At 34.5% G+C, this 24,408-nt stretch carries 18 protein-coding genes, 2 pseudogenes and 1 other annotated feature; of the genes and pseudogenes, 10 read left to right on the top strand and 10 right to left on the bottom strand.

Going from position 1 to position 24,408, the window contains the following annotated elements; genetic code table 11:
* Nucleotides 1-288: 288 nt before the first annotated feature.
* Nucleotides 289-2,676, top strand: coding sequence for an immune inhibitor A domain-containing protein (locus ACODS7_RS15030; RefSeq protein WP_000727446.1), 2,388 nt, complete (start codon nucleotides 289-291; stop codon nucleotides 2,674-2,676).
* Between the two features lie 307 nt (nucleotides 2,677-2,983).
* Nucleotides 2,984-4,015, top strand: a complete 1,032-nt coding sequence (gene desA / locus ACODS7_RS15025) for a Delta(5) desaturase DesA (protein WP_243168569.1) — start codon at nucleotides 2,984-2,986, stop codon at nucleotides 4,013-4,015.
* Nucleotides 4,016-4,300: 285 nt separating this feature from the next.
* On the opposite strand, the pseudogene ACODS7_RS15020 reads toward desA, so the two are convergent.
* The 6 genes and pseudogenes from ACODS7_RS15020 to ACODS7_RS14995 all read right to left on the bottom strand — a co-directional run.
* Nucleotides 4,301-4,597 (bottom strand): annotated as a pseudogene (locus ACODS7_RS15020) (IS4 family transposase); the annotation flags it as partial.
* A 138-nt stretch (nucleotides 4,598-4,735) separates the two neighbouring features.
* The gene (locus ACODS7_RS15015; protein ID WP_016081142.1) at nucleotides 4,736-5,680 is read right to left on the bottom strand and encodes an acetyl-CoA carboxylase carboxyltransferase subunit alpha; all 945 of its coding nucleotides are present in this window, start codon (nucleotides 5,678-5,680) and stop codon (nucleotides 4,736-4,738) included.
* 32 nt (nucleotides 5,681-5,712) lie between these two features.
* The gene (locus tag ACODS7_RS15010; RefSeq protein WP_000817653.1) at nucleotides 5,713-6,159 is read right to left on the bottom strand and encodes a MarR family winged helix-turn-helix transcriptional regulator; all 447 of its coding nucleotides are present in this window, start codon (nucleotides 6,157-6,159) and stop codon (nucleotides 5,713-5,715) included.
* 363 nt (nucleotides 6,160-6,522) lie between these two features.
* Nucleotides 6,523-6,981: a VOC family protein gene (locus tag ACODS7_RS15005; RefSeq protein WP_029442645.1), complete on the bottom strand. Its 459-nt coding sequence runs from the start codon at nucleotides 6,979-6,981 to the stop codon at nucleotides 6,523-6,525.
* Between the two features lie 449 nt (nucleotides 6,982-7,430).
* Nucleotides 7,431-7,778 carry a VOC family protein gene (locus ACODS7_RS15000; RefSeq protein ID WP_016081144.1) on the bottom strand — a complete coding sequence of 116 codons (348 nt, stop codon included), beginning with the start codon at nucleotides 7,776-7,778 and terminating at the stop codon, nucleotides 7,431-7,433.
* A gap of 338 nt (nucleotides 7,779-8,116) precedes the next feature.
* Complete coding sequence (locus tag ACODS7_RS14995) at nucleotides 8,117-9,541, bottom strand: amino acid permease (protein WP_088115455.1); 1,425 nt, start codon at nucleotides 9,539-9,541, stop codon at nucleotides 8,117-8,119.
* Between the two features lie 267 nt (nucleotides 9,542-9,808).
* Between ACODS7_RS14995 and ACODS7_RS14990 the strand changes: the two genes are divergently transcribed.
* Both ACODS7_RS14990 and ACODS7_RS14985 read left to right on the top strand, forming a co-directional pair.
* Nucleotides 9,809-10,558 carry an IclR family transcriptional regulator gene (locus tag ACODS7_RS14990; protein WP_000250751.1) on the top strand — a complete coding sequence of 250 codons (750 nt, stop codon included), beginning with the start codon at nucleotides 9,809-9,811 and terminating at the stop codon, nucleotides 10,556-10,558.
* Nucleotides 10,559-10,609: 51 nt separating this feature from the next.
* Complete coding sequence (locus ACODS7_RS14985; protein ID WP_140163908.1) at nucleotides 10,610-12,274, top strand: M20/M25/M40 family metallo-hydrolase; 1,665 nt, start codon at nucleotides 10,610-10,612, stop codon at nucleotides 12,272-12,274.
* Nucleotides 12,275-12,453: 179 nt separating this feature from the next.
* Here ACODS7_RS14985 and proC read toward each other — a convergent pair whose 3' ends face one another.
* Nucleotides 12,454-13,272: a pyrroline-5-carboxylate reductase gene (proC, locus tag ACODS7_RS14980; RefSeq protein ID WP_043936193.1), complete on the bottom strand. Its 819-nt coding sequence runs from the start codon at nucleotides 13,270-13,272 to the stop codon at nucleotides 12,454-12,456.
* Between the two features lie 340 nt (nucleotides 13,273-13,612).
* Nucleotides 13,613-13,823: a binding site (T-box leader), on the top strand.
* A 138-nt stretch (nucleotides 13,824-13,961) separates the two neighbouring features.
* Between proC and proB the strand changes: the two genes are divergently transcribed.
* Both proB and ACODS7_RS14970 read left to right on the top strand, forming a co-directional pair.
* A complete protein-coding gene (gene proB / locus ACODS7_RS14975; protein WP_050844062.1) occupies nucleotides 13,962-15,065 on the top strand; it encodes a glutamate 5-kinase in 1,104 nt (367 codons plus the stop codon).
* Nucleotides 15,066-15,081: 16 nt separating this feature from the next.
* On the top strand, nucleotides 15,082-16,329 hold the full coding sequence (locus ACODS7_RS14970; RefSeq protein ID WP_088115453.1) for a glutamate-5-semialdehyde dehydrogenase: 1,248 nt from the start codon (nucleotides 15,082-15,084) through the stop codon (nucleotides 16,327-16,329).
* Between the two features lie 49 nt (nucleotides 16,330-16,378).
* Here the strand turns inward: ACODS7_RS14970 and ACODS7_RS14965 are convergent, their stop codons facing one another.
* Entirely contained in the window at nucleotides 16,379-17,572 is a 1,194-nt protein-coding gene (locus ACODS7_RS14965; RefSeq protein WP_000545482.1) for a NupC/NupG family nucleoside CNT transporter, read from the bottom strand.
* Nucleotides 17,573-17,737: 165 nt separating this feature from the next.
* On the opposite strand from ACODS7_RS14965, the gene ACODS7_RS14960 reads away from it, so the two are divergent.
* From ACODS7_RS14960 to ACODS7_RS14945, 4 genes are all read left to right on the top strand, one after another.
* Nucleotides 17,738-18,781 carry an ArsR/SmtB family transcription factor gene (locus tag ACODS7_RS14960; RefSeq protein WP_029442635.1) on the top strand — a complete coding sequence of 348 codons (1,044 nt, stop codon included), beginning with the start codon at nucleotides 17,738-17,740 and terminating at the stop codon, nucleotides 18,779-18,781.
* Between the two features lie 57 nt (nucleotides 18,782-18,838).
* Nucleotides 18,839-20,053, top strand: coding sequence for an MFS transporter (locus ACODS7_RS14955; RefSeq protein ID WP_289667690.1), 1,215 nt, complete (start codon nucleotides 18,839-18,841; stop codon nucleotides 20,051-20,053).
* Nucleotides 20,054-20,149: 96 nt separating this feature from the next.
* Nucleotides 20,150-20,476 carry a heme-degrading monooxygenase HmoA gene (gene hmoA, locus ACODS7_RS14950; RefSeq protein ID WP_000469498.1) on the top strand — a complete coding sequence of 109 codons (327 nt, stop codon included), beginning with the start codon at nucleotides 20,150-20,152 and terminating at the stop codon, nucleotides 20,474-20,476.
* 354 nt (nucleotides 20,477-20,830) lie between these two features.
* Nucleotides 20,831-22,096, top strand: coding sequence for a DUF6792 domain-containing protein (locus ACODS7_RS14945; RefSeq protein WP_029442633.1), 1,266 nt, complete (start codon nucleotides 20,831-20,833; stop codon nucleotides 22,094-22,096).
* Between the two features lie 106 nt (nucleotides 22,097-22,202).
* Here the strand turns inward: ACODS7_RS14945 and ACODS7_RS14940 are convergent.
* A pseudogene (locus ACODS7_RS14940) lies at nucleotides 22,203-23,548 on the bottom strand (IS3 family transposase).
* Nucleotides 23,549-23,624: 76 nt separating this feature from the next.
* Nucleotides 23,625-24,407: a 3-hydroxy-5-phosphonooxypentane-2,4-dione thiolase gene (gene lsrF, locus ACODS7_RS14935; protein WP_000219780.1), complete on the bottom strand. Its 783-nt coding sequence runs from the start codon at nucleotides 24,405-24,407 to the stop codon at nucleotides 23,625-23,627.
* Between the last annotated feature and the right edge of the window lies 1 nt (nucleotide 24,408).

Genomic DNA, 24,408 nt, shown 5'->3' with positions numbered 1-24,408 from the left:
ATGGTAATCCATAGATTAAATAGTATAGAAAATATTTAATTCTTATTTTTATTAAAAAAATATAAATCTCAGATTTACTGGATTTTAATTGTAACTAAGAACATATAAAAGTTCACTGTTATTTATAGGAGAGCCTGTTTGTTTTTCTATCTTTTGTATTTCTCTCTGCATAAAAAAATATTTCTCAACATTTTATTTGTTGAAAAAGATTGAATATTCGTATTATAACGAATATTATGTTGTTATCGGCAAAAAACGATAATTTGCAGACACTGGGGAGGAAATGCATTGAAAAAGAAAAAGAAATTAAAACCATTAGCCGTATTAACAACAGCAGCAGTACTAAGTAGTACGTTTGCTTTTGGAGGTCACGCAGCGTATGCTGAGACACCAACATCATCTCTACCAATAGATGAGCACTTAATACCGGAGGAGCGTTTGGCAGAAGCACTAAAACAACGGGGGGTAATTGATCAATCTGCATCACAAGCTGAGACGTCAAAGGCTGTCGAAAAATATGTTGAGAAAAAGAAAGGGGAAAACCCTGGGAAAGAAATCTTAACAGGAGATAGTCTTACACAAGAAGCTTCTGATTTTATGAAAAAAGTAAAAGATGCAAAAATGAAGGAAAATGAGCAGGCACAGCAGCCTGAAGTAGGCCCAGTAGCTGGACAAGGTGCAGCATTAAATCCAGGGAAATTAAATGGAAAAGTACCTACTACATCAGCGAAGCAAGAAGAATACAATGGAGCTGTTCGAAAAGATAAAGTACTTGTTTTACTTGTAGAATTTAGCGATTTTAAGCATAACAATATTGATCAAGAGCCAGGATACATGTATTCTAAGGACTTTAATCGTGAACATTATCAAAAAATGTTATTTGGTGATGAACCATTCACTTTATTTGATGGATCGAAGATTAACACATTTAAGCAATATTATGAAGAGCAATCTGGTGGTAGCTATACAGTTGATGGGACTGTAACAGAATGGCTTACTGTTCCAGGAAAAGCATCAGATTATGGTGCTGATGCGGGTACTGGGCATGATAACAAGGGGCCTTTAGGACCAAAAGATTTTGTGAAAGAAGCATTAAAAGCAGCGGTAGCAAAAGGAATCAATTTAGCAGACTATGACCAATTTGATCAATACGATCAAGATGGTGATGGAAATAAAAATGAGCCAGATGGCATTATTGATCATTTAATGGTTGTACATGCTGGCGTTGGTCAAGAAGCTGGCGGCGGTAAATTGAAAGATGATGCGATTTGGTCACATCGTTCAAAACTAGGTTCAAAACCATATGCAATTGATGGCACGAAATCTTCTGTTTCGAACTGGGGTGGAAAGATGGCTGCATATGATTATACAATCGAGCCTGAAGACGGAGCAGTTGGTGTGTTTGCGCATGAGTATGGTCATGATTTAGGTTTACCAGATGAATATGATACAAAGTACTCAGGACAAGGTGAACCTGTTGAGTCATGGTCTATTATGAGTGGTGGTAGCTGGGCTGGAAAAATTGCAGGAACAGAGCCAACGAGTTTCTCACCACAAAATAAAGAGTTTTTCCAAAAGAATATGAAGGGGAACTGGGCGAATATCCTTGAAGTAGATTATGACAAACTTAGCAAAGGCATCGGTGTTGCAACATATGTAGATCAAAGTACTACAAAATCTAAACGACCTGGAATCGTTCGTGTTAACTTGCCGGACAAAGATATAAAAAATATCGAATCGGCGTTTGGTAAGAAGTTCTATTATAGTACAAAAGGAAATGACATTCATACAACACTTGAGACACCAGTATTTGACTTAACAAATGCAAAGGATGCTAAGTTCGATTATAAGGCATTTTACGAACTTGAAGCGAAGTATGATTTCCTTGACGTATATGCGATTGCAGAAGATGGAACGAAGACACGCATTGATAGAATGGGCGAAAAAGATGTAAAAGGCGGCGCGGATACAACTGATGGTAAATGGGTTGATAAATCATACGATTTAAGCCAATTCAAAGGAAAAAAAGTAAAACTGCAATTTGAGTACTTAACAGATATTGCAGTAGCTTATAAAGGATTTGCGTTAGATAATGCAGCCTTAACTGTAGATGGAAAAGTTGTTTTCTCTGATGATGCAGAAGGTCAGCCAGCAATGACGTTAAAAGGCTTTACTGTGTCTAACGGATTTGAACAGAAAAAACATAATTACTATGTAGAGTGGAGAAATTACGCTGGTTCTGACACTGCGTTACAACATGCACGTGGCCCAGTATTTAATACAGGAATGGTTGTATGGTATGCGGATCAAAGCTTTACAGATAACTGGGTAGGCGTTCATCCAGGTGAAGGGTTCTTAGGAGTTGTAGATTCTCATCCAGAGGCAATTGTAGGGACATTAAACGGACAACCTACTGTGAAGAGCAGTACGCGTTATCAAATTGCCGATGCGGCATTCTCATTTGATCAAACGCCAGCATGGAAAGTAAATTCACCAACTCGCGGTATCTTTGATTATAAAGGATTACCAGGAGTGGCGAAATTTGATGATTCTAAGCAATACATCAACAGCATTATTCCTGATGCAGGACGTAAGTTACCAAAATTAGGACTGAAGTTTGAAGTGGTAGGCCAAGCTGAAGACAAGTCTGCAGGTGCAGTTTGGCTTCATCGATAAAATAAGGTAAAAAGAAGAGGAGCTGCCACAAGTCGGTGAAATTGACTTATGGTAGCTCTTTTCTTCTTGTGAAAAAACTCTCTGTTTTTTTATGTACTTATTGGAAAAATTCGAAATTTCTTTGATATATAAAATGCTCCGTCTGTCCAATTATAGAAGCTATTTTGGACGTAAGAAATTTGTAAGTAATGAGTAAGAAAAAAGAGATTTTTATAGTATAAAATATTTATTATAGCTACTTTTAACACCTGATACTAATAGTGTGCTATAATATGAATTAGCAACAAAAAGGAAAGGAATTAGAACAATGACCTTAGAAAATACTAAAAATTTAAAAAAACAAGTTGCTCCTTTTGAAAAATCAACGATTAAAAAAAGTGTTTGGCAACTGATCAACACAATCGTGCCATTTATTATTTTATGGTACCTTGCTTATAAAAGTTTGTCAGTTTCTTATTGGTTAACATTAGTTCCAGCACTGTTAGCCGCTGGATTTATGACAAGGATTTTCATTATTTTTCATGATTGCACCCATTATTCGTTTTTTAAAAGTCGACGTGCAAATAGAATAGTTGGAACGTGTATGGGTGTTTTAACATTATTCCCATTTGATCAGTGGGGGCATGAGCATTCTATTCACCACGCTACGAGTGGTAATTTGGATAAAAGAGGTACAGGAGATATTTGGACGCTTACAGTAGATGAATATGTAACAGCACCATTTAGACTCCGTTTAGCATATCGTTTATATCGCAATCCATTCGTTATGTTTGGGTTAGGCCCGATTTATGTTTTCCTGCTTAAAAATAGATTTAACCGAAAAGGTGCTAGAAAAAAAGAACGTATGAACACATATTTAACGAATATTTTAATCGTTGCTATTATAGGAATGCTTTGTTGGGCAATTGGATGGCAATCGTTTCTTTTAGTACATGGTTCTATATTTTTAATAGCAGGTTCAATAGGTATTTGGTTGTTTTACGTACAGCACACATTCGAGGATTCTTATTTTGAAGAAGATAAAGAGTGGGAATATGTGAAAGCGGCAGTGGAGGGAAGTTCTTTTTATAAACTTCCAAAAATTTTGCAATTTCTAACGGGTAATATTGGATTCCATCATGTTCACCATTTAAGTCCAAGAGTACCTAACTATAAATTAGAAGAGGCACACAACAATACGCTTCCTTTAAAAAATGTACCAACGATTACGCTTGCTACAAGCTTGCGTTCACTCCGTTTCCGTCTTTGGGATGAGAAAAGTAACAATTTTGTTAGCTTTAAAGATGTCAAAAATATAATTAAAAATAATGTTTCTGTTCGGGTGAAATCTGAACTATAATTGCATCGTATATAAAACTCCCCTTAATCATTTTCGATTTAAGGGGAGTTTTTGTTTAAAGAGTAGATGCCAGATAAGAAGAAAAATTAAATGATTTAAATTATAATTGAAGCAGATTAGAAAATTGCTTGTACGTAAGTACAAATATAAGTTGACAGTAAATACATTATGTTAATAAATGGAGTTGTCATTAATTTTCCGTTATGATAACTGTTCATAACGGAAAATTAATAGCAAAAGGGGGGAGTACACATGCCCATCAACTTAAAAATGAAAACAAAGTGTACTTTCTGTGTACACTTGTTTTTTCATACGCTCACGAAGTTGTTTTTCTGTTAATCGATACATAATCACCCGAGTGAATAGTTTTTTATCCTTTCCAAAATAAGCTTCTTTTATTTCATAGGACTGTCCTGGTTTTAAGGTATCCATGATGTGCTCTAAATCAACTTTGATGTACTGATATTGTTTTTTTATTGTTCCGTTTCGAAAGTATTCAGGAAATTCATTTTTGACATATATCCTATTGTTTAATTTGAGTCGCGGTATATAGTACACACCACGTTGATCCATTTTGAACAAATTATCCTTTTCCATATCGATCACACATCTTTTGTAGAGTGATAGTATCAGCATATCCCAGTTTAAGAGGTTACTTACAAAATATTTAGAATTTTTTTGTGATAATCCTCCGAAATGTAATACGGACTTTAAATACTTTCATTTATAATTCTCTATTTGTCTATACTTTTCATATCGCTGTTGTATAAGCTCTTCCGAGGATAATAGTATCATTTTTTTTAGAGATGATTCGATTACAGATTCAATCATTTTTGCCTGTGATTGTATATCATTTTGTGCTCCACCTTTAATTTCAGGAATGATTTCATCAATAATTCCTAAATGTTTTAAATCTTTTGCTGAAATTTTCATATGTTCAGCAGCTTCTGGAGCATACTTAGCGTCCTTCCATAGGATAGATGCTGCTCCTTCTGGCGAAATTACCGAGTACCATGAATACTCTAACATATGGATATGGTTACCGACACTAATGCCAAGAGCTCCACCACTTGATGCCTCTCCAATTACAATACAAACAATTGGCACTTTAAGTGTAGTCATTTCAAATAGATTTCGAGCTATCGCTTCAGAAATTCCACGTTCTTCAGACCCTATCCCTGGATAGGCGCCTATTGTATCAATAAATGTAATAATAGGGCGATTAAATTTATCAGCTTGTTTCATAAGTCTTAGCGCTTTTCTATAACCTTCTGGATGTGCCATTCCAAAATTTCTTTCTATACTTTCCTTTGTATTTCTACCTCTTTGATGACCAATAACCGTAACGGGCATTCCTTTAAATTTTGCAATACCACCTATCATTGCTTTATCATCACCATATAATCGATCACCATGAAGTTCGAGAAAGTTTGTAAACAATAAAGGTATATAGTCCAATGTCGTGGGTCGGTTACGTAGCCTTGCAATTTGAACTCGTTGAAAAGGTGTAATATTAGAATAAATTTTATCTTGCATTTTATTTAAACGTTTTTCTAATTCATGAATTTCTGACGATAAATCTACATTATTTTCTTTCATAATTTTCTTTAATTCATCAAATTTCTCTTTTAATTCAATAATAGGACGTTCAAAATGCAAACTCATTTTATCCTCCAAATGTTATGACTTACCTCACTCTAATCAAAAGGCTTAGAAATAGAATCAATAAATAATTCAAAACCATCCACAACTATTTTTTGTTCTGATTCTGATAAATTATTGAGAATACTTTGATAAAATGTAATGGATTGCTCTCTTAAGCAATTAACAGTTATGTGACCTTTTTCTGTGAGGTGCAGAAAAAGTTCTCTTCTATTTTTTTCATTTACTTCACGATAAATAAGCCCCTTTTTTACTAATTTATCTACCAATCTACTTACAGTTGAAGTCTCTAATCTAAGTTTATTGGATAGTTGCCAAACAGTTAATTTTTCCACCTCTAGTTCTTCTAACGCCATCATTTGAGAAGTTGGTAAAGGTTTTTCAAATGGTCCATTGGGCAAATTTTGAGATTCAAAAACCCCAGTTATTATAATCATTTTCTTGATATCTTTTCTTAGTTTTAAGGCATCTTCTCTTTTCAAAAAGGTCACCCTCCTACAACTATTGTATCATACATCAATTGTATTATACATGAATATGATTTTTTCACAAGCTTAACGTAAGCCAATATTACAACATGGACGAGATATTTCTTCTTGTTAAAATGGTATAAGTGGATTGTTTTCTACAAATAGCAGAACATCAATTATGTATCAGGGGCCTTTATGGGGTACCGCTCATCGAAATCAAGCTAAGAAAATAAAACTACCCCAAAAACGAAATTTTGTGACAACTTGTGGCGAAATTTCGTTTTTGGGGGGAATTCTAAATTCTTAAGTTGATGGGCATGGGGATAGTACAACATTATATCTAAAAATAAGAAAAGACTTGAACGGAGATTTCATTCATTTTTCTTGGTGTTCCGTATTCCATACACTTAAATAGGATGCATATTCTAATTCATCTGGATTCTCATGTAACATAGAAATGAATTCTAATTTATTTCCATCACAATCTAGAAAGTATACACTTGCAGCGGGCATCCACCTTTGGACAATTGGCTCTTGATTTCCTTTTCCTTGACTTCCTATCACTTCTATTCCACGTTCCTCTAACCACGCTTTAGAAGTCATTAAAGACTCTAAATTTACACCAAAAGCAAAATGTCTCGGCTCAAAGTCTTCGATATTATTTACTTCCCATAGTCCAAGCATTTGTTGTTTATTTTCTCCGACCCAAAAGAAAGCCACTCTTCTTTTGGAGAGTTTTCTTGCTAACGTTAATCCTAGCTTGTTTTGATAGAAATTTATTGCCTTTTCTAAATTTCTTACATGTAAATGAGTTTCGTATATGTTCTGTATTATTATGATCATTCCTTTCTTTATTGGTAACTACCAATTAAATAGTGAATGTAATTCTAAAGTTGAAATATGTATAAGCCTAGTAATGTACATCTATATCCGATATACCTATTTACTATTATATTGAAATTGGAATGTGATAAATCCCACTGAGGTAGTAAGTGTTTAAATGAACACTCTACTACTTTTGTAGGAGAGGGGATATATCTATTAAATTCAGATGAAATCATATTTAAATAATGAAAAACGCTATTCTTTTCGTAAGAATAGCGTTTTTTTATGTTTTTAAGTTGGTGGCCATAGGGTAGAATTTGAAAAATGAGAATTTACAAAGCTAAGAAGTTTAACTCCACAAAAAAATCGATTTCCTGTGGAGTTAAAGGAATCGACTTTTTTATTTACCTTGATGTATTAACGCAGCTGTTAACTTAATAGTAAATAAGTATAATCCACTATTTCTCCCAAAGTTCGATCAATCGACCTTCAGGATCCTTAATCCAAATAAACTTTCCAAATTCACTGATTTCTTCTTTCTTCTCAAGAGGTACACCAATATTCTCAAGATGCTTTATAGTCTCGTTTAGATTATGTACTTCGAAATTTAACATCACTTGTTGTTCTTTTGGAAAATAATTGTCATTCTCTGTAAAGAAAGAAAAGATGGTCTCATTTCCTAACTGGGGTTTAATCACAGTTCCATTCCAATCTTCTATATCAAGTTTCAACACTTCACTGTACCATTTTTTTATAACATCAAGATTCTTAGTTCTCCAAAATATTCCTCCAAAACCTTTTATCATCGTATCTAACTCCTGTCTGTCTTTAAATATATATTAAATATATCAAAACAAAACAGTGATAGTAAGCAGAATCATTAACTTATGAATAGTAAAAATAGTAATTGTTAGTATTATAGTATTTACTACATTAACACTTTCTACAACATCATTAGCAGAACTTGAAATTTTGGGAAAGGTATAGAAATGCTCATTTTTCAACCCAAAGTTCACCTGAGCAATCCAGAACTTAAAGTGTTATAAATAATTCTTTCAATAGTAGGGGGAAATGAGAGAAGGAACGATAAAAGACCACACATGAAGTGAAACGCCATGTGTGGTCTTTTATGTATCGTCAAATATTACGAAGTCTCGCTAATTTTACTTTCACTATGAGTGTTAGTAGATATTCTTTTCTTAACTTTAAAGTGATAGTAGGTATAGCAAAAGATGATAAATGGTACAGTGCAATAGATTCCAAGTCGTTGTTCTGGGATAAAAATAAGACTGATTAATATAATGCCATACAATCCAAAACCAAGAATTGGTACGAGTGGATAAAGTGGTGTTTTAAATTTTAAGTCTTCTAATTTTCCACCGTCTGCTAAATAATGTTTGCGGAAAAAGAATTGAGAAACACAAATTGACATCCAAACAATAATGGTAATGACTCCGGAAATTGAAATGAGCCATAAGTAAACCGTTTCAGCAGCTACTACGCTTGTCAAAAGAGAAAAAGCAGAAATAGCTATCGTCATGATTAAAGCGTTGAGAGGAATCCCACGTGATGATAATTTCTTTAAAAAGGCTGGAGCCATTTCGTTTTTTGATAAAGACCAAAGCATTCGAGTAGCAGCGTATAGTCCTGAGTTTGCAACAGAAAGAACAGCAGTAAGAATAACAAAGTTCATAATATCAGCTGCATATGGAATACCGATATTATCAAAAACAGCAACGAATGGGCTCTTTGTTAATCCAGCTTCTTCCCAAGGAATTAAAGCAACAAGAACAAAGATTGCTAAGACGAAGAAAAACATTGTGCGCCATATAATATTTCTAATAGAACGAGGTAAAGTTTTTGCTGGATCTTCACTTTCACCTGCTGCGATTCCAACAAGTTCTGTACCTTGGAAGGAATAGTTGACTGTAACCATTGTTAAAAGAATAGCGGCAAGTCCATTTGGGAATAAACCACCATGATTTACGAAATTTGATAATAGCGGAGCGGGTTCGTCACCTTTTAAATCAATAAAACCGAACATAGCGGCGCCGCCAAGAATAATGAAAGCGATAATGGCAGATACTTTTATACTTGAAAACCAAAATTCTGTTTCTGCATAACTACGAGCAGATAATGCGTTAATAGTGAAGATTGTAACGCCAAATATTAAACACCAAACCCAAACAGGAATATCAGGAAACCAGCGCTGCATTGTAATGCCGGCAGTTGTAAATTCAAGACCGGTCGTATTCGCCCAGCTTAACCAATACAACCATCCGATTGTAAAGCCAGTTGCAGGATTGATGAACTTAGTGGCATATTCCTGGAAAGAACCTGAAACAGGCATGGTTACAGCAAGTTCACCAAGACATAGCATAACGAAATACATTAATAATCCACCGGCCATAAAGGCAAGTACGGATCCGCCAGGTCCAGCTTGACTTATAATAAAGCCAGATCCGTTAAATAACCCCGTTCCAATCACACCACCGAGTGCAATCATGAATAAGTGTCTACTTTTCATCGTCCGTTTTAATTCATTGTTTGTATTGCTTACTTGCGCCATTGTTTTCCTCACTTTCATAGTTGATAGAATAAAGTTTGGTGTTTTTCCGTATTATGGAATGTATTCCGTGATGTGAAATCTTGTTATAATTTTCAGATAATTAAAAAGAAAAGTCAATATTTTTTTGTTTGCGTTTTCAATTCTTTGTTAGTGATATGTTTTTATTGTTAGAAAATTAAATAAATAGATTGATTTCATTTCGAATGTTTGCTAAATTGATAGTTAATTAAGCATACTAACATATTACGAGTAAAGTTGAGGCGAGTTATGGTACAGTCCATTGATCGAGCGATAAGTATTATTAAATTATTGAATTCTACAAATGAAAAAGAGTATTGGGCTATTTCTGATATAGCTGATGGAACACATCTCCCGGTTAGTACAGTACATAGATTACTTAACTCTTTAATGGAGCATGGGTTAGTTACACAAATTTCAGAGACAAAACAGTACAAAATTGGACCAATGTGGATGGAAATAGGGTTACGTCAATTGGAGAAGGTAGACTACAGATCTGTTGCAAGAGAAGTGATGAAACGTTTGGCTGCTGAAGTGGAGGAAAGTGTCTATTTAAATATTCCAAACGGAACACATTCTATTATCATTGAAAGAATTGATAGTCCTTTAAAAATTCGAGTTATCGATAATCTAGGGGAACAAATTCCACTTTCAATTGGTGCCGCAAATAAAACGATGCTTGCCAATATGAAAACGAATGAAATGGAACATATTGTAGAAAATTTACTTTCTTCATTACCAGAACAAAAGCAAATTCTTCTTAATCAAATAAAGCAAATAAAAAATGAAGGATATGCTGTCAGTTATGGTGAAAAAACAGAAGGGACAGCTTCAGTAGCTGCACCTATTATCGGATTTAATCATAAAGTAGTAGGAGCATTAAGTGTTGGGTTAATTAGTCATCGTATTAATGATGATCGACTATCTTTTCTTATTAGCAAGGTAAAACAAGCAGCTCATGAAATATCAATAAAAATCGGCAGTACATCAGAACTATAATTTTGATAGCTGTCGTCATTTTTTATTCATATACTGGAATTAGTTTTCATAATGCGGAAAAATAGGGGGATTTATATGTCAAAGTGGCAATCAAAAGAACAATTGATTCAATTATTAAGCGGTCTTGTTGAAATTCCTAGTATTACCGGTTCAGAAGCTGAAGTAATATTGCCAGACTTTGTTGTGGAACAATTATCTGAATTACAGTATTTCAAAGAAAACCCGCAGCATTTACAAAAAAATCCGACAGGGGACGGACGATATTTTGTTACAGCACTAGTAAAGAAAAGCGATAGTACAAAAAATACTGTAATTCTAGTAAGTCACTTTGATGTTGTAGATGTACAAGATTACGGAGTGTGGAAAGAAGATGCATTTAATCCTAAAAAGTTAACATCTATGTTTTATTCTCATAAAGATGAACTTCCAGACCATGTACGTGAAGATATAGAACATGGAGAATGGCTGTTTGGTAGGGGAACAATGGATATGAAATGCGGCCTTGCATTACAAATGGCAATGATTGAACAAGCATGTGAAGGAAGATTCGATGGGAATGTTCTTTTATTGGCTGTACCAGATGAAGAAGTGAATTCTGTAGGGATGAGGGCCGCTGTTCCGAGACTGTTAGATTTAGCAAGAGAGCATAACTTAGATTATAAAACGGTCTTAAACTCAGAGCCTATGTTTTCAAGACATCCTGGTGACCAAAATAAGTATATTTACACTGGCTCTATTGGTAAAGTGTTACCTGGTTTTCTTTGCTACGGAAAAGAGACACATGTAGGTGAACCTTTTGCAGGCTTAAATGGGAGTTATATGGCCTCATTAATAACAGCAGAATTAGAGTTAAACACAGACCTTTGTGATATTGTAGAAGGGGAAGCGAGTCCTCCGCCAACTAACTTACTTCAAAGGGACTTAAAAGAGGATTATTCTGTACAAATTCCACATCGTGCAGTTACATTATTTAATTTGTTTTTATTAGAAAAATCAATGACAGATGTAGTTTCATTATTACGTCAAAAAGTAACGAAAGTAGCAGAGAAAATAGAAGAGTCGTATGAAAAACATGCATATCGTTTTTCTAAATATAATCCATTTATACCACCTAATCTCAAAGTAAATGTATTAACGTATGAAGAGCTTATCACATATGCAATTGAGCAACATGGACAAGAAAAAATAAATCATATTCAATCTAATATTATAAAAAATAGAGAGGATAAAGATGATCGTGCGGTAACGATTGATTTAGTAGATAAATTAGCGATTTTATGTAAAGAAAAAGCACCGATGATTGTACTTTTCTTCGCTCCGCCGTACTATCCAGCTGTGAGTTCACGCAACAATCCTTTAATAAAAGAGGTAGTTGTAGAAATGGAAAAGTATGCACACTACAATCATAAGATTACATTTGAAAACCAAAATTATTTTGGGGGGATTTCAGATTTAAGCTATGTAGGCTTGCAGTATCCACTGGATTCAATGAGTTCGCTTGTAGACAATATGCCATTATGGGATAAAGGTTATTCAATTCCGCTTCAGGAATTAGAAGAGTTTGATGTTCCAGTATTAAATATGGGGCCGGTAGGAAAAGATGCACATCAATGGACAGAACGTCTAGATGTAAACTACGCATTTGAAACACTATTAGATATGTTACCGAAATGCATTGAAAAATTATTAGTTTCTAATAAAATTACACAATCATAGTAGGGAATAGGTAAGGGATAAAACAGAGCCTTTAAAGAAGATTCGAATTAAATTATTTTAATATAATTAAAAACCGAAACAGCCAAGCTCAATTATATATGAGTTTGGCCGTTTATCATGTAGTGAATTTTTAATTAAATTCATGTGAATTCATAGCTGACGTAATCTCTTTTATAGTTTTACTTTTTAGTTTGACCAGATAGTTCAACAGACTTTTGCGTACAACGTTGCATAGCTGAAATAATCGCTGTTCGTAATCCTTTTTCCTCTAATGTCGCTACAGCTTCTATTGTCGTTCCGCCAGGAGAACAAACCATATCTTTCAATTCACCTGGATGTATTCCTGTTTCTAGTACCATTTTTGCAGAGCCTAACACAGCTTGAGCAGCGAATTTATATGCTTGATTTCTTGGCATACCATCTAGTACAGCAGCATCTGCCATCGCTTCTATAATCATATATACATAAGCTGGTGAAGAACCACTTACGGATGTGACAACATCCATTAATTTTTCACTTACGATCTCTGTTTGACCAAAACTATTGAAAATGTTTAGTACATCTTCTAAATCTTTTTCTGTCACCATTTCATTAGGGCATAATGCAGACATTCCTTCTCCAACAAGAGCAGGAGTATTAGGCATTACTCTTACAACCTTTAATTTTTGATTAAAGGCATTTTCAGTACTTTCAATACTTTTCCCAGCAGCGATCGTAATGATGATAGCATCGTTTTTGATTACTTCTTTTATTTCATTAATTATTGATGCGTATAGGTCTGGTTTGATTGATAAAATTAAAATATCAGCATTTTTAGCTACTTTATTGTTGTCGGTAGTTGTAGTTAGCCCATATTTTTCACTAGCATTTTTTAAATTAGCAGTGTTTAAATCTGAACAAATAATATGATTTGAAGACACTATATTTTTGTTTATCATTCCGCCAATCATAGCCATTCCCATATTTCCGCAACCGATGAATCCAATTTGTTTATCCATAATAACTCAATCTTGCTCCTTTTATAATCAATTATATCGGTTTGATATTATTATCTTAGAATAAGAATAACATCCCTGTGCAATATAAAGAAACATTCTAAGAGAATATATTCCTTTTTGCAACAATAAAAGATAAAAATTAATTATATTCGACATTATGTAAATATATACACTATAATTTAAGGTTTTATGTTTATGAATATGAGTTAAACTTATATCAATTTGTATTTTCATTCAGTAGGGCAATAATTTCATACAAGTAACTTGTGGCTCTATTTATTTTTTAAAATACCTCTTGACACCGAATCGAACTATATCGCATAATATAAAAAAATTAGATCGAAAATCGTTGAAGGGAATTAGTACATATGTCTTCTTGCGAAAGAGAGTGGAATTCACCGGCTGAAAGATTCCTCGTATAGAATGTATCGAACCTATCCCTGAGTCTTAAATGAAAGTTTAGGCGTTCGCCTGCGTTATAGGCACCAAGTGGATATCTATGTATATCAATTAAGGTGGTACCGCGGAACAATGACCGTTTCGTCCTTTTTATTTTATTAAGGGCGAAGCGGTCATTTTTATTTTGCTCTTAAATACTTCAGTACTGCATTGATGAGAATAGATATAGTTGCAAAGTGGATGAAGTGTAAATTATAAAAACTTTGATTTTAGACTTGGGGGATAAAAAAGTGAAAAAACAACGAATTGTTGTAAAGATTGGAAGTAGTTCCTTGGCAGATAGTCATGGAGGCATCTCAACAGAACAGCTTTCAGATCACGTTGCTGCATTGGCTCGGTTGAAAGAAGATGGGCACGAGGTTGTGTTAATTACATCTGGAGCCGTCGCTGCAGGTTTTTCAGCGCTAGGATATCCTAGCAGACCTGTAACGATTAAAGGGAAGCAGGCTGCAGCAGCTGTCGGACAAAGTTTGTTAATGCAGGCGTACACGGAGGAATTCCGTAAATATGGCATCGTTACTGCGCAACTTTTGCTGACGAGAAGTGATTTTTCTAGAAAAGAACAATATAGTAATGCTTATGCTACTTTAGGAGAATTACTAAACCGTTCCGCTCTTCCAATTATTAATGAAAATGATTCCATCTCTTTAGAGGAGCTGACGTTCGGTGATAATGATATGCTGTCAGCTTTAGTAAGCGGGCTTGTTTCGGCGGATATGCTTATGATCTTTACGGATGTGAACGGGTTATATGATAAAAATCCTCAGAAAAATGCGGATGCAAAAAAATATTATTTTCTTCCTGAAGTTACGGAAGAAATTTCTTCTCTTGCAGGAGATGCCGGCTCAAAACTTGGGACTGGCGGTATGAAATCAAAAATCGATGCTGCAAAGACAGCACTCTCTCTTGGTGTGAGTGTATTTATCGGAACAGGACGTGGCCAGGAAAAGTTTGTAGATGTTTTGAAGGGTAAGGGGGATGGAACGTATGTCGGTAATGCTCCTCAAAAAGAAATGAAGATGAACAAGCAATGGATTGCCTTGCATTCGCTTGTTAACGGACAAATTGAAGTAGATGCTGGGGCAGCTACTGCCATCATTCAGCATGGAAAGAGTTTACTTCCAGCTGGTGTTACGAATGTATCAGGATTTTTCCAAGTGGGTGAAGTTGTAGAGGTTGTAACGCAACAAGGGCGCGTAATAGGAAAAGGACAATGCACATATAGTGCAGAGGAACTAAGAGATGTAAAAGGTATGCAAAGCCAAGATATTCAGTCAAGAGGCGAGAGACATAGTTATGAAGTCATCCATAGGGATCATTGGGTTTCACTTTAAAAAGGAGGAAATAAAAATGAATGAAGTGTTGGCAAAGGGGATAAAAGCAAAAGAGGTTGCTAGAGAACTTGTGCTTAAAACTACAGATCAAAAAAATGAAGCACTTGCTGCAATTGCTAATCAGTTAATAGTAGAAACAGCTTATATTTTAGAAGAAAACAAACGGGATATTGAAGAAGGTAAGGAGAAAGGATTTTCCGATTCTCTCCTTGATCGTCTTATGCTAAATGAACAGCGCATTCTTGATATGGCTGAAGGTATTAAGCAGTTAATTGATTTACGTGATCCTGTTGGAGAATGTGTAAGTGCATGGGAACGACCAAATGGACTATCTATTCAGGAGATGCGCGTACCACTTGGTGTTGTCGGAATGATATACGAGGCGAGGCCGAATGTGACAGTAGATGCTGCTACAATTTGTTTAAAAACAGGAAACGCAGTAATACTGCGTGGTAGTTCTTCTGCTATCCATTCTAACAAAGCCATCGTTAGCGTGATTCACCGTGCGCTTAAGCAAACTAGCTTGTCTTCAGAAAGTGTACAGCTCATAGAAGATACAACGAGAGATAGTGCAAAACAGTTGTTTACATTGAACGAGTACTTGGATGTTCTTATACCAAGAGGCGGTAAACAATTAATTGATACAGTAGTGAGAGAAGCGTCTGTTCCAGTACTTGAAACAGGTGCGGGAAATTGTCATATATTCATTGATGAAACAGCAGATAAACAAATGGCGTTTAATATTATTATTAATGCAAAAACACAGCGTCCATCTGTATGTAATGCAATTGAGACGATTGTACTTCATGAGAATTGGGCAGAGCAATATGGTAGCGAGTTGTTTTCTTCATTGAAGGAAAGAGGAGTGGAGCTACGTGGTGATAATAAAGCAGTGGCGATTGATCCTTCTATCTTACTTGCGACAGAAGAAGACTGGGAAACAGAGTTTTTATCTCTCACACTAGCAGTGAAAGTGGTTTCCACTGTTGAAGAAGCGATTCATCATATAAATACGTATGGATCTATGCATTCTGAAGCGATTATTACTGAAAACGAGGAAAATGTCAGCAAATTTTTCACCTCTGTAGATGCCGCGGCACTTTATCATAATGCATCGACTCGTTTTACAGATGGATCCGAATTTGGATTCGGAGCGGAAATTGGTATCAGTACACAAAAGTTACACGTAAGAGGACCAATGGGGCTTCCAGCATTAACTTCTACAAAATATGTGATTCGTGGAAATGGACAAATTCGAAAATAATAATAAAAGACACTCAATTGGCTTGGGTGTCTTTTATTATAAAAATTATTTACCATACAAATAGCCCAACGAGCATAGCACTTAATAAAGAAACAGCCATCCCGCTAACAAGAAGCTTCCAAACATTTTTACCGATGACTGATGATTTTTCTCCGCCAAATAATGAATTGTAAGTTCCGTAAATCATACCTACTGTACTAAAGTTAGCAAAAGAAGCTAGAAATGTTGTTGCAACCGCAACCGTATGCGGTTGTAGCGACTTTAAGTTTGATTTTAAATCCATCATTGCAACAAATTCATTCGTCGTTATTTTGATCCCCATTAATTCAGCTACATACATAGCATCACTGCCTGATAAACCAAGTAAAAATGCAAAAGGACTAAAGATAATGGAGAAGATTTTTTGAATTGTTAACCCCGTTACAAAAAAGCCTAAAATCCCATTTAAACATGCTGTTAAAGCTACATATCCAATTACCATGGCTAAAATAACGATAACCATATTCATTCCAACTAACATACTGTTTGAAATAGTAGAAAAGAAATCTTTTTTTTCATGTTTGGAAGGTGTGTAAACAACGTCTTCTTCTTTCGAAACTTCCACAGGATTTAATACATTGGCTAAAATTAATGCGTTAATACAGTTTAATGGGATTGCGCTGAAAATATATGTTGCTGGAACCATTGATAAATAAGCACCAAGAATGGATCCGCTAACGCTACTCATACTCATAATTCCAAAAGTCAACAAACGATTTTCTTTTAAAACAGATAATTGATCACGAACAACTGCAAGTGCTTCGGTGTTCCCTAAAAACATCATTTGAATGGAAAAGAAACTTTCCAACTTTGGCAAACGAGAAATCTTTGAAATAACTGCACCTACTTTATCAATAATCCAAGTTAAGATTCCGAAATAAGATAGAATATCGAAAAAAGTAATAACAAAAATGATAGGAAGTAATGCACTAAAGAAGAAATCAATGTGTGGACTGTCCATAGCGGAAGGAAATGCAAAGCGAATACCTTCGTTCGCGCATGCCAGTAGCCAACTGAAAAATGACGCAATTTTATTAATGATAATACTGCCGAGTTTCGTGCCTAACATAAACCACGTAATAAAAAGCTCCAATATGATGAGAATTACAATTGGTCTCCATTTTATATGTTTTTTATTAGGCGAACATAAGAAAACGATTAATATGACAACGAAAATCCCTAACATATTTAATATGAAATGCATGTCAACCACTCCTTGAGCTTTATTATTTGTATATAAAAAAGCTCTTATTCTTCTTAATTTAGAATGAATGTGGTTTAATTTATATTTTTGTAAATTCTAAAAATATAGAAGGGTAAATTCGATAAAAATAGAATTTAATACATAGCAAACAAGGAGGAGATAAAAATGGAGGTCTATCACATAAAGAGTAAAAAGAGGGAAACATACAACGTTCAGGTGAAATATTCGATACTTTTCGAATGTGCACTTGGCATTGCAGCAATTACTCATAAAAGGTTAATTGATACTCTTGAAAAGACTGAAAGTGAATGGAAAGGAATTAGACAATCATTAACAGATGAGATGGAAGAACACTTGCAGTTTGTAGAAGAACATAATACGTGGAAAGCATTGCTTCAGTTATTGTATGAAGAGGATTTTCAAGATTTATCGCAGTTTAATTTTAAAATTGATTTACTTTCAGAAGAAGATTTGAAGTATATATGTTTACCGTTTTTAGGAGAGAAGTATGAAGAGAAAAGACGTTTAGCTGCAATGGGAGTTGTATGTGCAATACACGAACTAAAGGAACTAACAGATGATCATCAGTTTTATTCTACTTATATTCGCTTTATATGTGATGTAGATGTACAAGTGCTGAAATCTCATTTAATTGCTGTTATGACAGGTTGGTATGAGAGTGTAATTAAGAAAGAGGAAGAAGAAATATTTTCTATATTAAAACGAGATTATGAAGCAAAAAATGAAATGAATAAAAAGATGAAGCCGGAAGAGTTTGTCGAATGGGCGACTGGCGGAGTGAACTATATGCCAGAGCCAAGTGTTCATCACGTACTTCTTATTCCGCAAATGACGTACAGACCGTGGAATATTGAAGCAGATATTGAAGATACGAAAGTATTTCATTATCCAGTTGCGAATGAAAGCATTCATCCCGAAGATCCGTATGAGCCGAATTATTTTTTAGTTCAAAAACATAAGGCTCTTGGGGATGAAGCGAGATTGCGAATTGTAAAAATGTTGTTTGAAAAAGAACGTACTTTACAGGAAATAACGGAAAGATTGCAGCTTGGAAAATCGACAGTACACCATCATTTGAAATTGTTACGTGCAGCGAAGTTAGTTGATATACATGACGGAAAATATGTATTAAGGAAGAAAGCAGTACAGTCGTTAGCAAAAGAATTAGAAGCGTTTTTGAATAGATAATATGCAACAAGAATGTACATAAAGGGAGGAATTTAAGAGAAAAGTTGGTGAGCTATAGTGAAGAGTGTATTGAAAAATCGTTCTTTCTTTTTTATGTGGATTGGTAGTGCAATCTCAGAATTAGGAGGGGCTTTCGGAACGTTATGTAATTCAATTCTAGTATATGAATTAACAGGATCGGAAATGGCTTTAAGTAGTATGTGGCTATTATATTTCATCCCATCACTCATATTGCAATTAATAAGTGGCCCATTTATTGATAAATGGAGCCGGAAGTGGATTATGATTTGTTCACAATGGATACGAGCGTCCGTATTCTTATTACCTTTGGTGATGCTAGTTACAGGTAGTATAGAAGTTTGGCACATTTATGTTGTTCAAATTGTAGTAGGACTTATTACACCACTTTATACACCTGCAAGTCAAGCAATTACACCGAGCATTGTAAGTAAAGAACAACTTCAAGATGCAAATGCGTACATTGATGGAATGACTCGCCTTATGATGTTTCTTGCGCCAGTATTAGGCGGAGTGGTCATTCATTTGATTGGAACAGAACTTACATTATCTTTCGTATGTATTTGTCTATTTGTTAGTGGTGCTTTCTTATTTTATATAAAAGAAAATAGAACGTCGCAACCTATTCGGAAAACGTGGCTAGAACAATTTCTTCACGGTTTTACATATTTTTTCACAAAACCAATCATCGTTTGGCTCGGTATATTTCTTACTTTCGTGCAATTTGGAGTTGGGGTAACGATGGTCACAAATCTTCCTTATATAAAAGACGAGCTATCAGCGGGATATGCGGAATATGGTTATTTTATGGCCGGATTCCCACTTGGCTATGTAGTTGGATCTATACTAGTCGGAAAAGTAACATATAAAAGCCGGCGTATACTTATGCTCGGAGGATTGTTTATAGGGGGACTCACATACATTTCATTAGGATTCAATCATAGTATTATCATTGCAATAATAATTGAAGTAATAGCAGGGATTTGTATTGCATTTTTCAATGTTCATAACACGACAATATGCCAACAAACCGTCCAAAATAATATGATAGGACAAGTATTTTCAGTGCGTTTATTTTTTATACGATCCGCTATGCCATTAGGTGTGTTAGTAGGGGGAATATTGAGTGAAATGTGGGGAGTAAGAGCGCTATATGTAATCATCGGTGCAATTATATGTGTTACATCTTTAATAGGGATGTTACTTCCATATTTCAAATTTTTAGATGAGGCGATAGAAAAGAAATCAGCATAATTCAAAAAATTAAAACTTTACAATTGAAAATAATTATCATAATCAATTATAATAGAAGAATACTAGTATTCGTATAACAAAGAGGGAGTGGGATATATGTTTATCGAAACGAAAACATTTACAGTAAAAGAAGGTACATCAAATATAGTTGTAGAACGTTTCACTGGAGAAGGTATTATTGAAAAATTTGAAGGCTTCATCGATTTAAGTGTTCTTGTGAAAAAAGTAAGACGCGGCGACGAAGAAGTTGTCGTAATGATTCGCTGGGAATCTGAAGAAGCATGGAAAAACTGGGAAACAAGTGAAGAACATTTAGCTGGACATAGAGCAGGCCGTGGTAAACCAAAGCCAGATCATATTATTAATGTGGATCATGCAGTTTATTATGTGAAATCATCGAAATCGGCTTATCAGCAGTCGTAAGGGTTATTGAATTTAAGGTGATAAATTTATATATAGATATCATGATGAAAAATTCACAAAATAGTTTTTTAATGAAAGGTGAGTTTAAAATCAAATGCTATAAAAAAACTTTTCGGAAAATGTTTGGGATTCCGAAAAGTTTTTTATGTTCATTTTACAAAAAATATTAAAAATACCATGAGATATCTAGTGTGAAAGATGTGTATTTAATTGAATTGCAAAATATGTCGAATAATTTTCTTGTTGAAAGTCTAGTTTTATATTTTTTTTGAGGATACAATGCAAATGTGAAAGAATTCACTAAAGGTATTCCAAATAAAAAAGAAGGGGTATTTTATATTAAGGAGGTTCCTCATGCAATTAGTAGTTAAAATGGTAGGGATATGCATAACACTTCTATTAATGCTTTATATAGGAATGGAAGTTAAAATAAATCAACCCTCATCAGAGAAAATTAGCGATTCTTTTCTAGCGGAAGATGTTAAAATGTTGAAATTTTCTTATTTATCTTATTTAAATTTGGGTGATAATTCTTCCTATTATAAAGATAATATAAGGACAATCAGTACAAACTCTGATTTATTTATGGAGTCAGAATTGAAGAAATTCAAAGATGAATTAAAGGTTATATCTCCAGAAGAAAATTATATGGATAACTTTCTATCCGATTTAGATGGCTGGAAGGTTTATTTGGCGGAAGGAGATAAAGGAGATTTTTTAAGTACATTGGGATTCTGGGCAGTTGCTTATAAAAAAGATAATAATGTTGTTATTTCGTTTAGAGGAACTGATGATTTAAGTTCTATTTCTTATGATATTGCAGCGATAATATTACAAACAGACACTGATACGCAGACTCAATTAGCGAAAGAATTTTTAAAAAAAGTACATGAGAAAATTCAAAAAGAACAGGAAATAGAACCTATTAATGTCAATTTCACGGGTCATTCATTGGGAGGATATATTGCACAAAGAATTACACTGGACATTTATAACGACAAAATACCAGGCTATTCTGTTAATGGAATGGAAATGAAATTGAACAAAACGGTTACCTTTAATGCTCCTGGTTTTAAAAAGAATTTCCTACTACATATACAAGAAACCATTACAAATAATCAATATAACGATAGTAAAAATTACAGAGTGAGAAACTATATTAATTCTGTTGATGTAGTAGGTCAGTTTGGAAAACACCTTGGGGAGAATATATATATTGATGGTTCTAAAAAATTATTTGAAAGTCACTCTTTATTACACCTTTACAAGGACATAAATTATAAATTTGGGGTAGGAAAAAAGCCACTTCTAATTGTGCTAATTGATGGAACTTTACGAGATTATGAAAGTAAAAGAGTATTAGAACAAATAATATTTATTACTTTGGGGGTATTGGGGCAATCTCTACCGTATGTAATTTTATGTATGATAGTTATTAATCTTTGTCTGAATAAATTTCACACTCCTCAGCAACCTATGAATATAGGGCATTTTTTAAATTATGCGTTATTATTTCTAATTATATGTATATTTTTGATTGTATATATGGAAAATATAATAATTAGTATTTTATGTTCCGTTTCAATAATAGTATTACTTTGGTTTTATTTGAAATCTTAAATGTTTAAGCAAAAGGTACAGTTAATTCATTATTAATATAAGAATTAAGAACAAAAGCCAAGCTAAATAATTGAAGTGACCCCCGAAAGTTAGACAGGTCGTTTCATTAGGCAGCCTCTAGGGTATGAGCCCGGTATTTTACTGGGCTCATACCCTTTAATTTTGCCTTAATTCTTTTATGATTATAGTATTCTATATACTTTGCTAATTCTTGTTTGAAATGTGTTATACTTTCAAATTCTTTTCGATACAGAAATTCCAATTTCATGATACCGAAGAAATTTTCAATAACGGCATTGTCATAACAGTTTCCTTTGCAAGACATACTTTGAGTTATGCCACAATTCTTAAGAGAATGACGGTATTGTTTCATTTGATAGTGCTAACCTTGATCAGAGTGAATGAGGAGTTTATCCGGATCGGTTACACAATAAAGGGCTTGGTCCAAGATCGTTGAAACAAGGGAATAGGTCGGTCTGGAACTAATTGTATACGTGATAATTTCACCATTAAATAAATCCAACATTGGTGATAGGTATAACTTCTCCCCAAATAACTTAAACTCCGTAATATCTGTAACCCACTTTTCATTTGGTTTTTCAGCTTGGAAGTTGCGATTTAAAATATTTGGCGCAATTTTCCCAACTGTCCCTTTGTAAGAGCGATATTTTTTCATACGAACCAGACATTTTAACCCTAATTCTTTCATAAGGCGATATACTTTTTTATGATTTACTTTGTGTCCACGATTCATAAGTTCATCACGAATACGACGATAACCATAACACCCATCGTGTTCATTATAAATAGCTTGAATCAGTTCTTTTACCTCCGCATTTGGATTAGGACGATTAAAATGTTTCATCCAGTAATAGTACGTACTACGTGGAATGTTTGCGAGTTGAAGTAACTCCTTGATAGGAAATTCATGCCTTAACTCGTAGATTACTTGCGCTTTGTCTTGTTTGGTGATTTTTCTTTGTTTTGAACTAAGGCATTCAACTTTTTTAAATATGCATTTTCCATACGTAAACGCTCATTTTCCGCTTGTAAGGCTTCGATTGATCCTTCATCTACTGGTTTTATTTTTTTATCTTTCATGGTTGGATGCCCCTTTTTCTTTGATTGTAGGGCATCCAATCCTCCTGTTTCATAAGCTATTTTCCATTTCCGAAGTGTTTCATAAGACGGTATATTGAAAAGTGCCGCTGTTTCTCTGATAGATGTCCCGTGTTCATTCATATAATAAAGTACATCTAGTTTATACTGGGCTGGGTAGAATGTATAGCACTTTTCAAAGACCTTTTCACCTGAAGACTCATATCGTCTAATCCACTCACGAAGTACGCTAGGGTTAACTCCTATAGATTTAGCAATTATTTTTCCACTTTCTGTACCATCTAAATATCGTTTCACCGCTTGGATTTTTTCTTTTGAAGAAAATTTAGCCATAAAAAATGCACCTCCAATTGTTAGACTGTGTCTAACAATTGGGGTGCACTTCAAATGTATAGCTCGGCTTTTGTTCTTAATTCTTCACATCATCATAAAGTTCAAGCGCCTCTTTCACATTCAATCTATTCTTCACAATACCATGTATTGCTTGAATCATCGCAGCTGGGTGCTCAGATTGCCATATGTTTCGGCCCATGTCTACTCCGATCGCGCCTTCTTGCAGTGCATTGTACGTAATGTTTAATGCGTCTTCGATTGAATCTAGTTTTGGGCCACCCGCGATGACAACTGGGGCAGGGCATGTGCTCGTTATTTTTTCGAATCCTTCGCAGTAATACGTTTTAATAATATCAGCACCCATTTCAACACATACGCGGGAAGCAAGTGCTAGAAAACGAGCTTCACGTTTTTGTAATTCCTTTGCGACTGCGGTAATACCGAGTACTGGTAGGCCGTAATCGTGAGCTTCAGAAACTACATTTGCGAGATTCGAAACAGTTTGTGTTTCATAGTCTGATCCGACAAAAACAGAAACGCCAACGCCAATTGCGTTTTGCTTCACTGCTTCTTTTACAGGTGTAACAATTGTTTCATTCGCTAAATCTTTACCAACGACAGTAGCGCCGCCAGATACACGCATAACCATCGGTGTACTGCAGTTTTCAGGAATACAGGAGCTAAGTACACCGCGCGTTAAAAAGAGGGAGTCTGTATAAGGAAGTAAGTTTTTTACTGTTTCAAGTGGTTGTTCTAGTCCGTGAATTGGTCCTAAGAAATATCCGTGATCTATTGCTAACATAACCGCTCTACCATCAGGTAAAATTGTATTTAATCGATTTTTAAATCCCCAAGTCATT

The organism is Bacillus sp. FG16 (assembly GCF_057809515.1).
The sequence above is the reverse complement of the archived record's forward strand: the minus strand, read 5'-3'. Positions and strand labels throughout refer to the sequence as shown.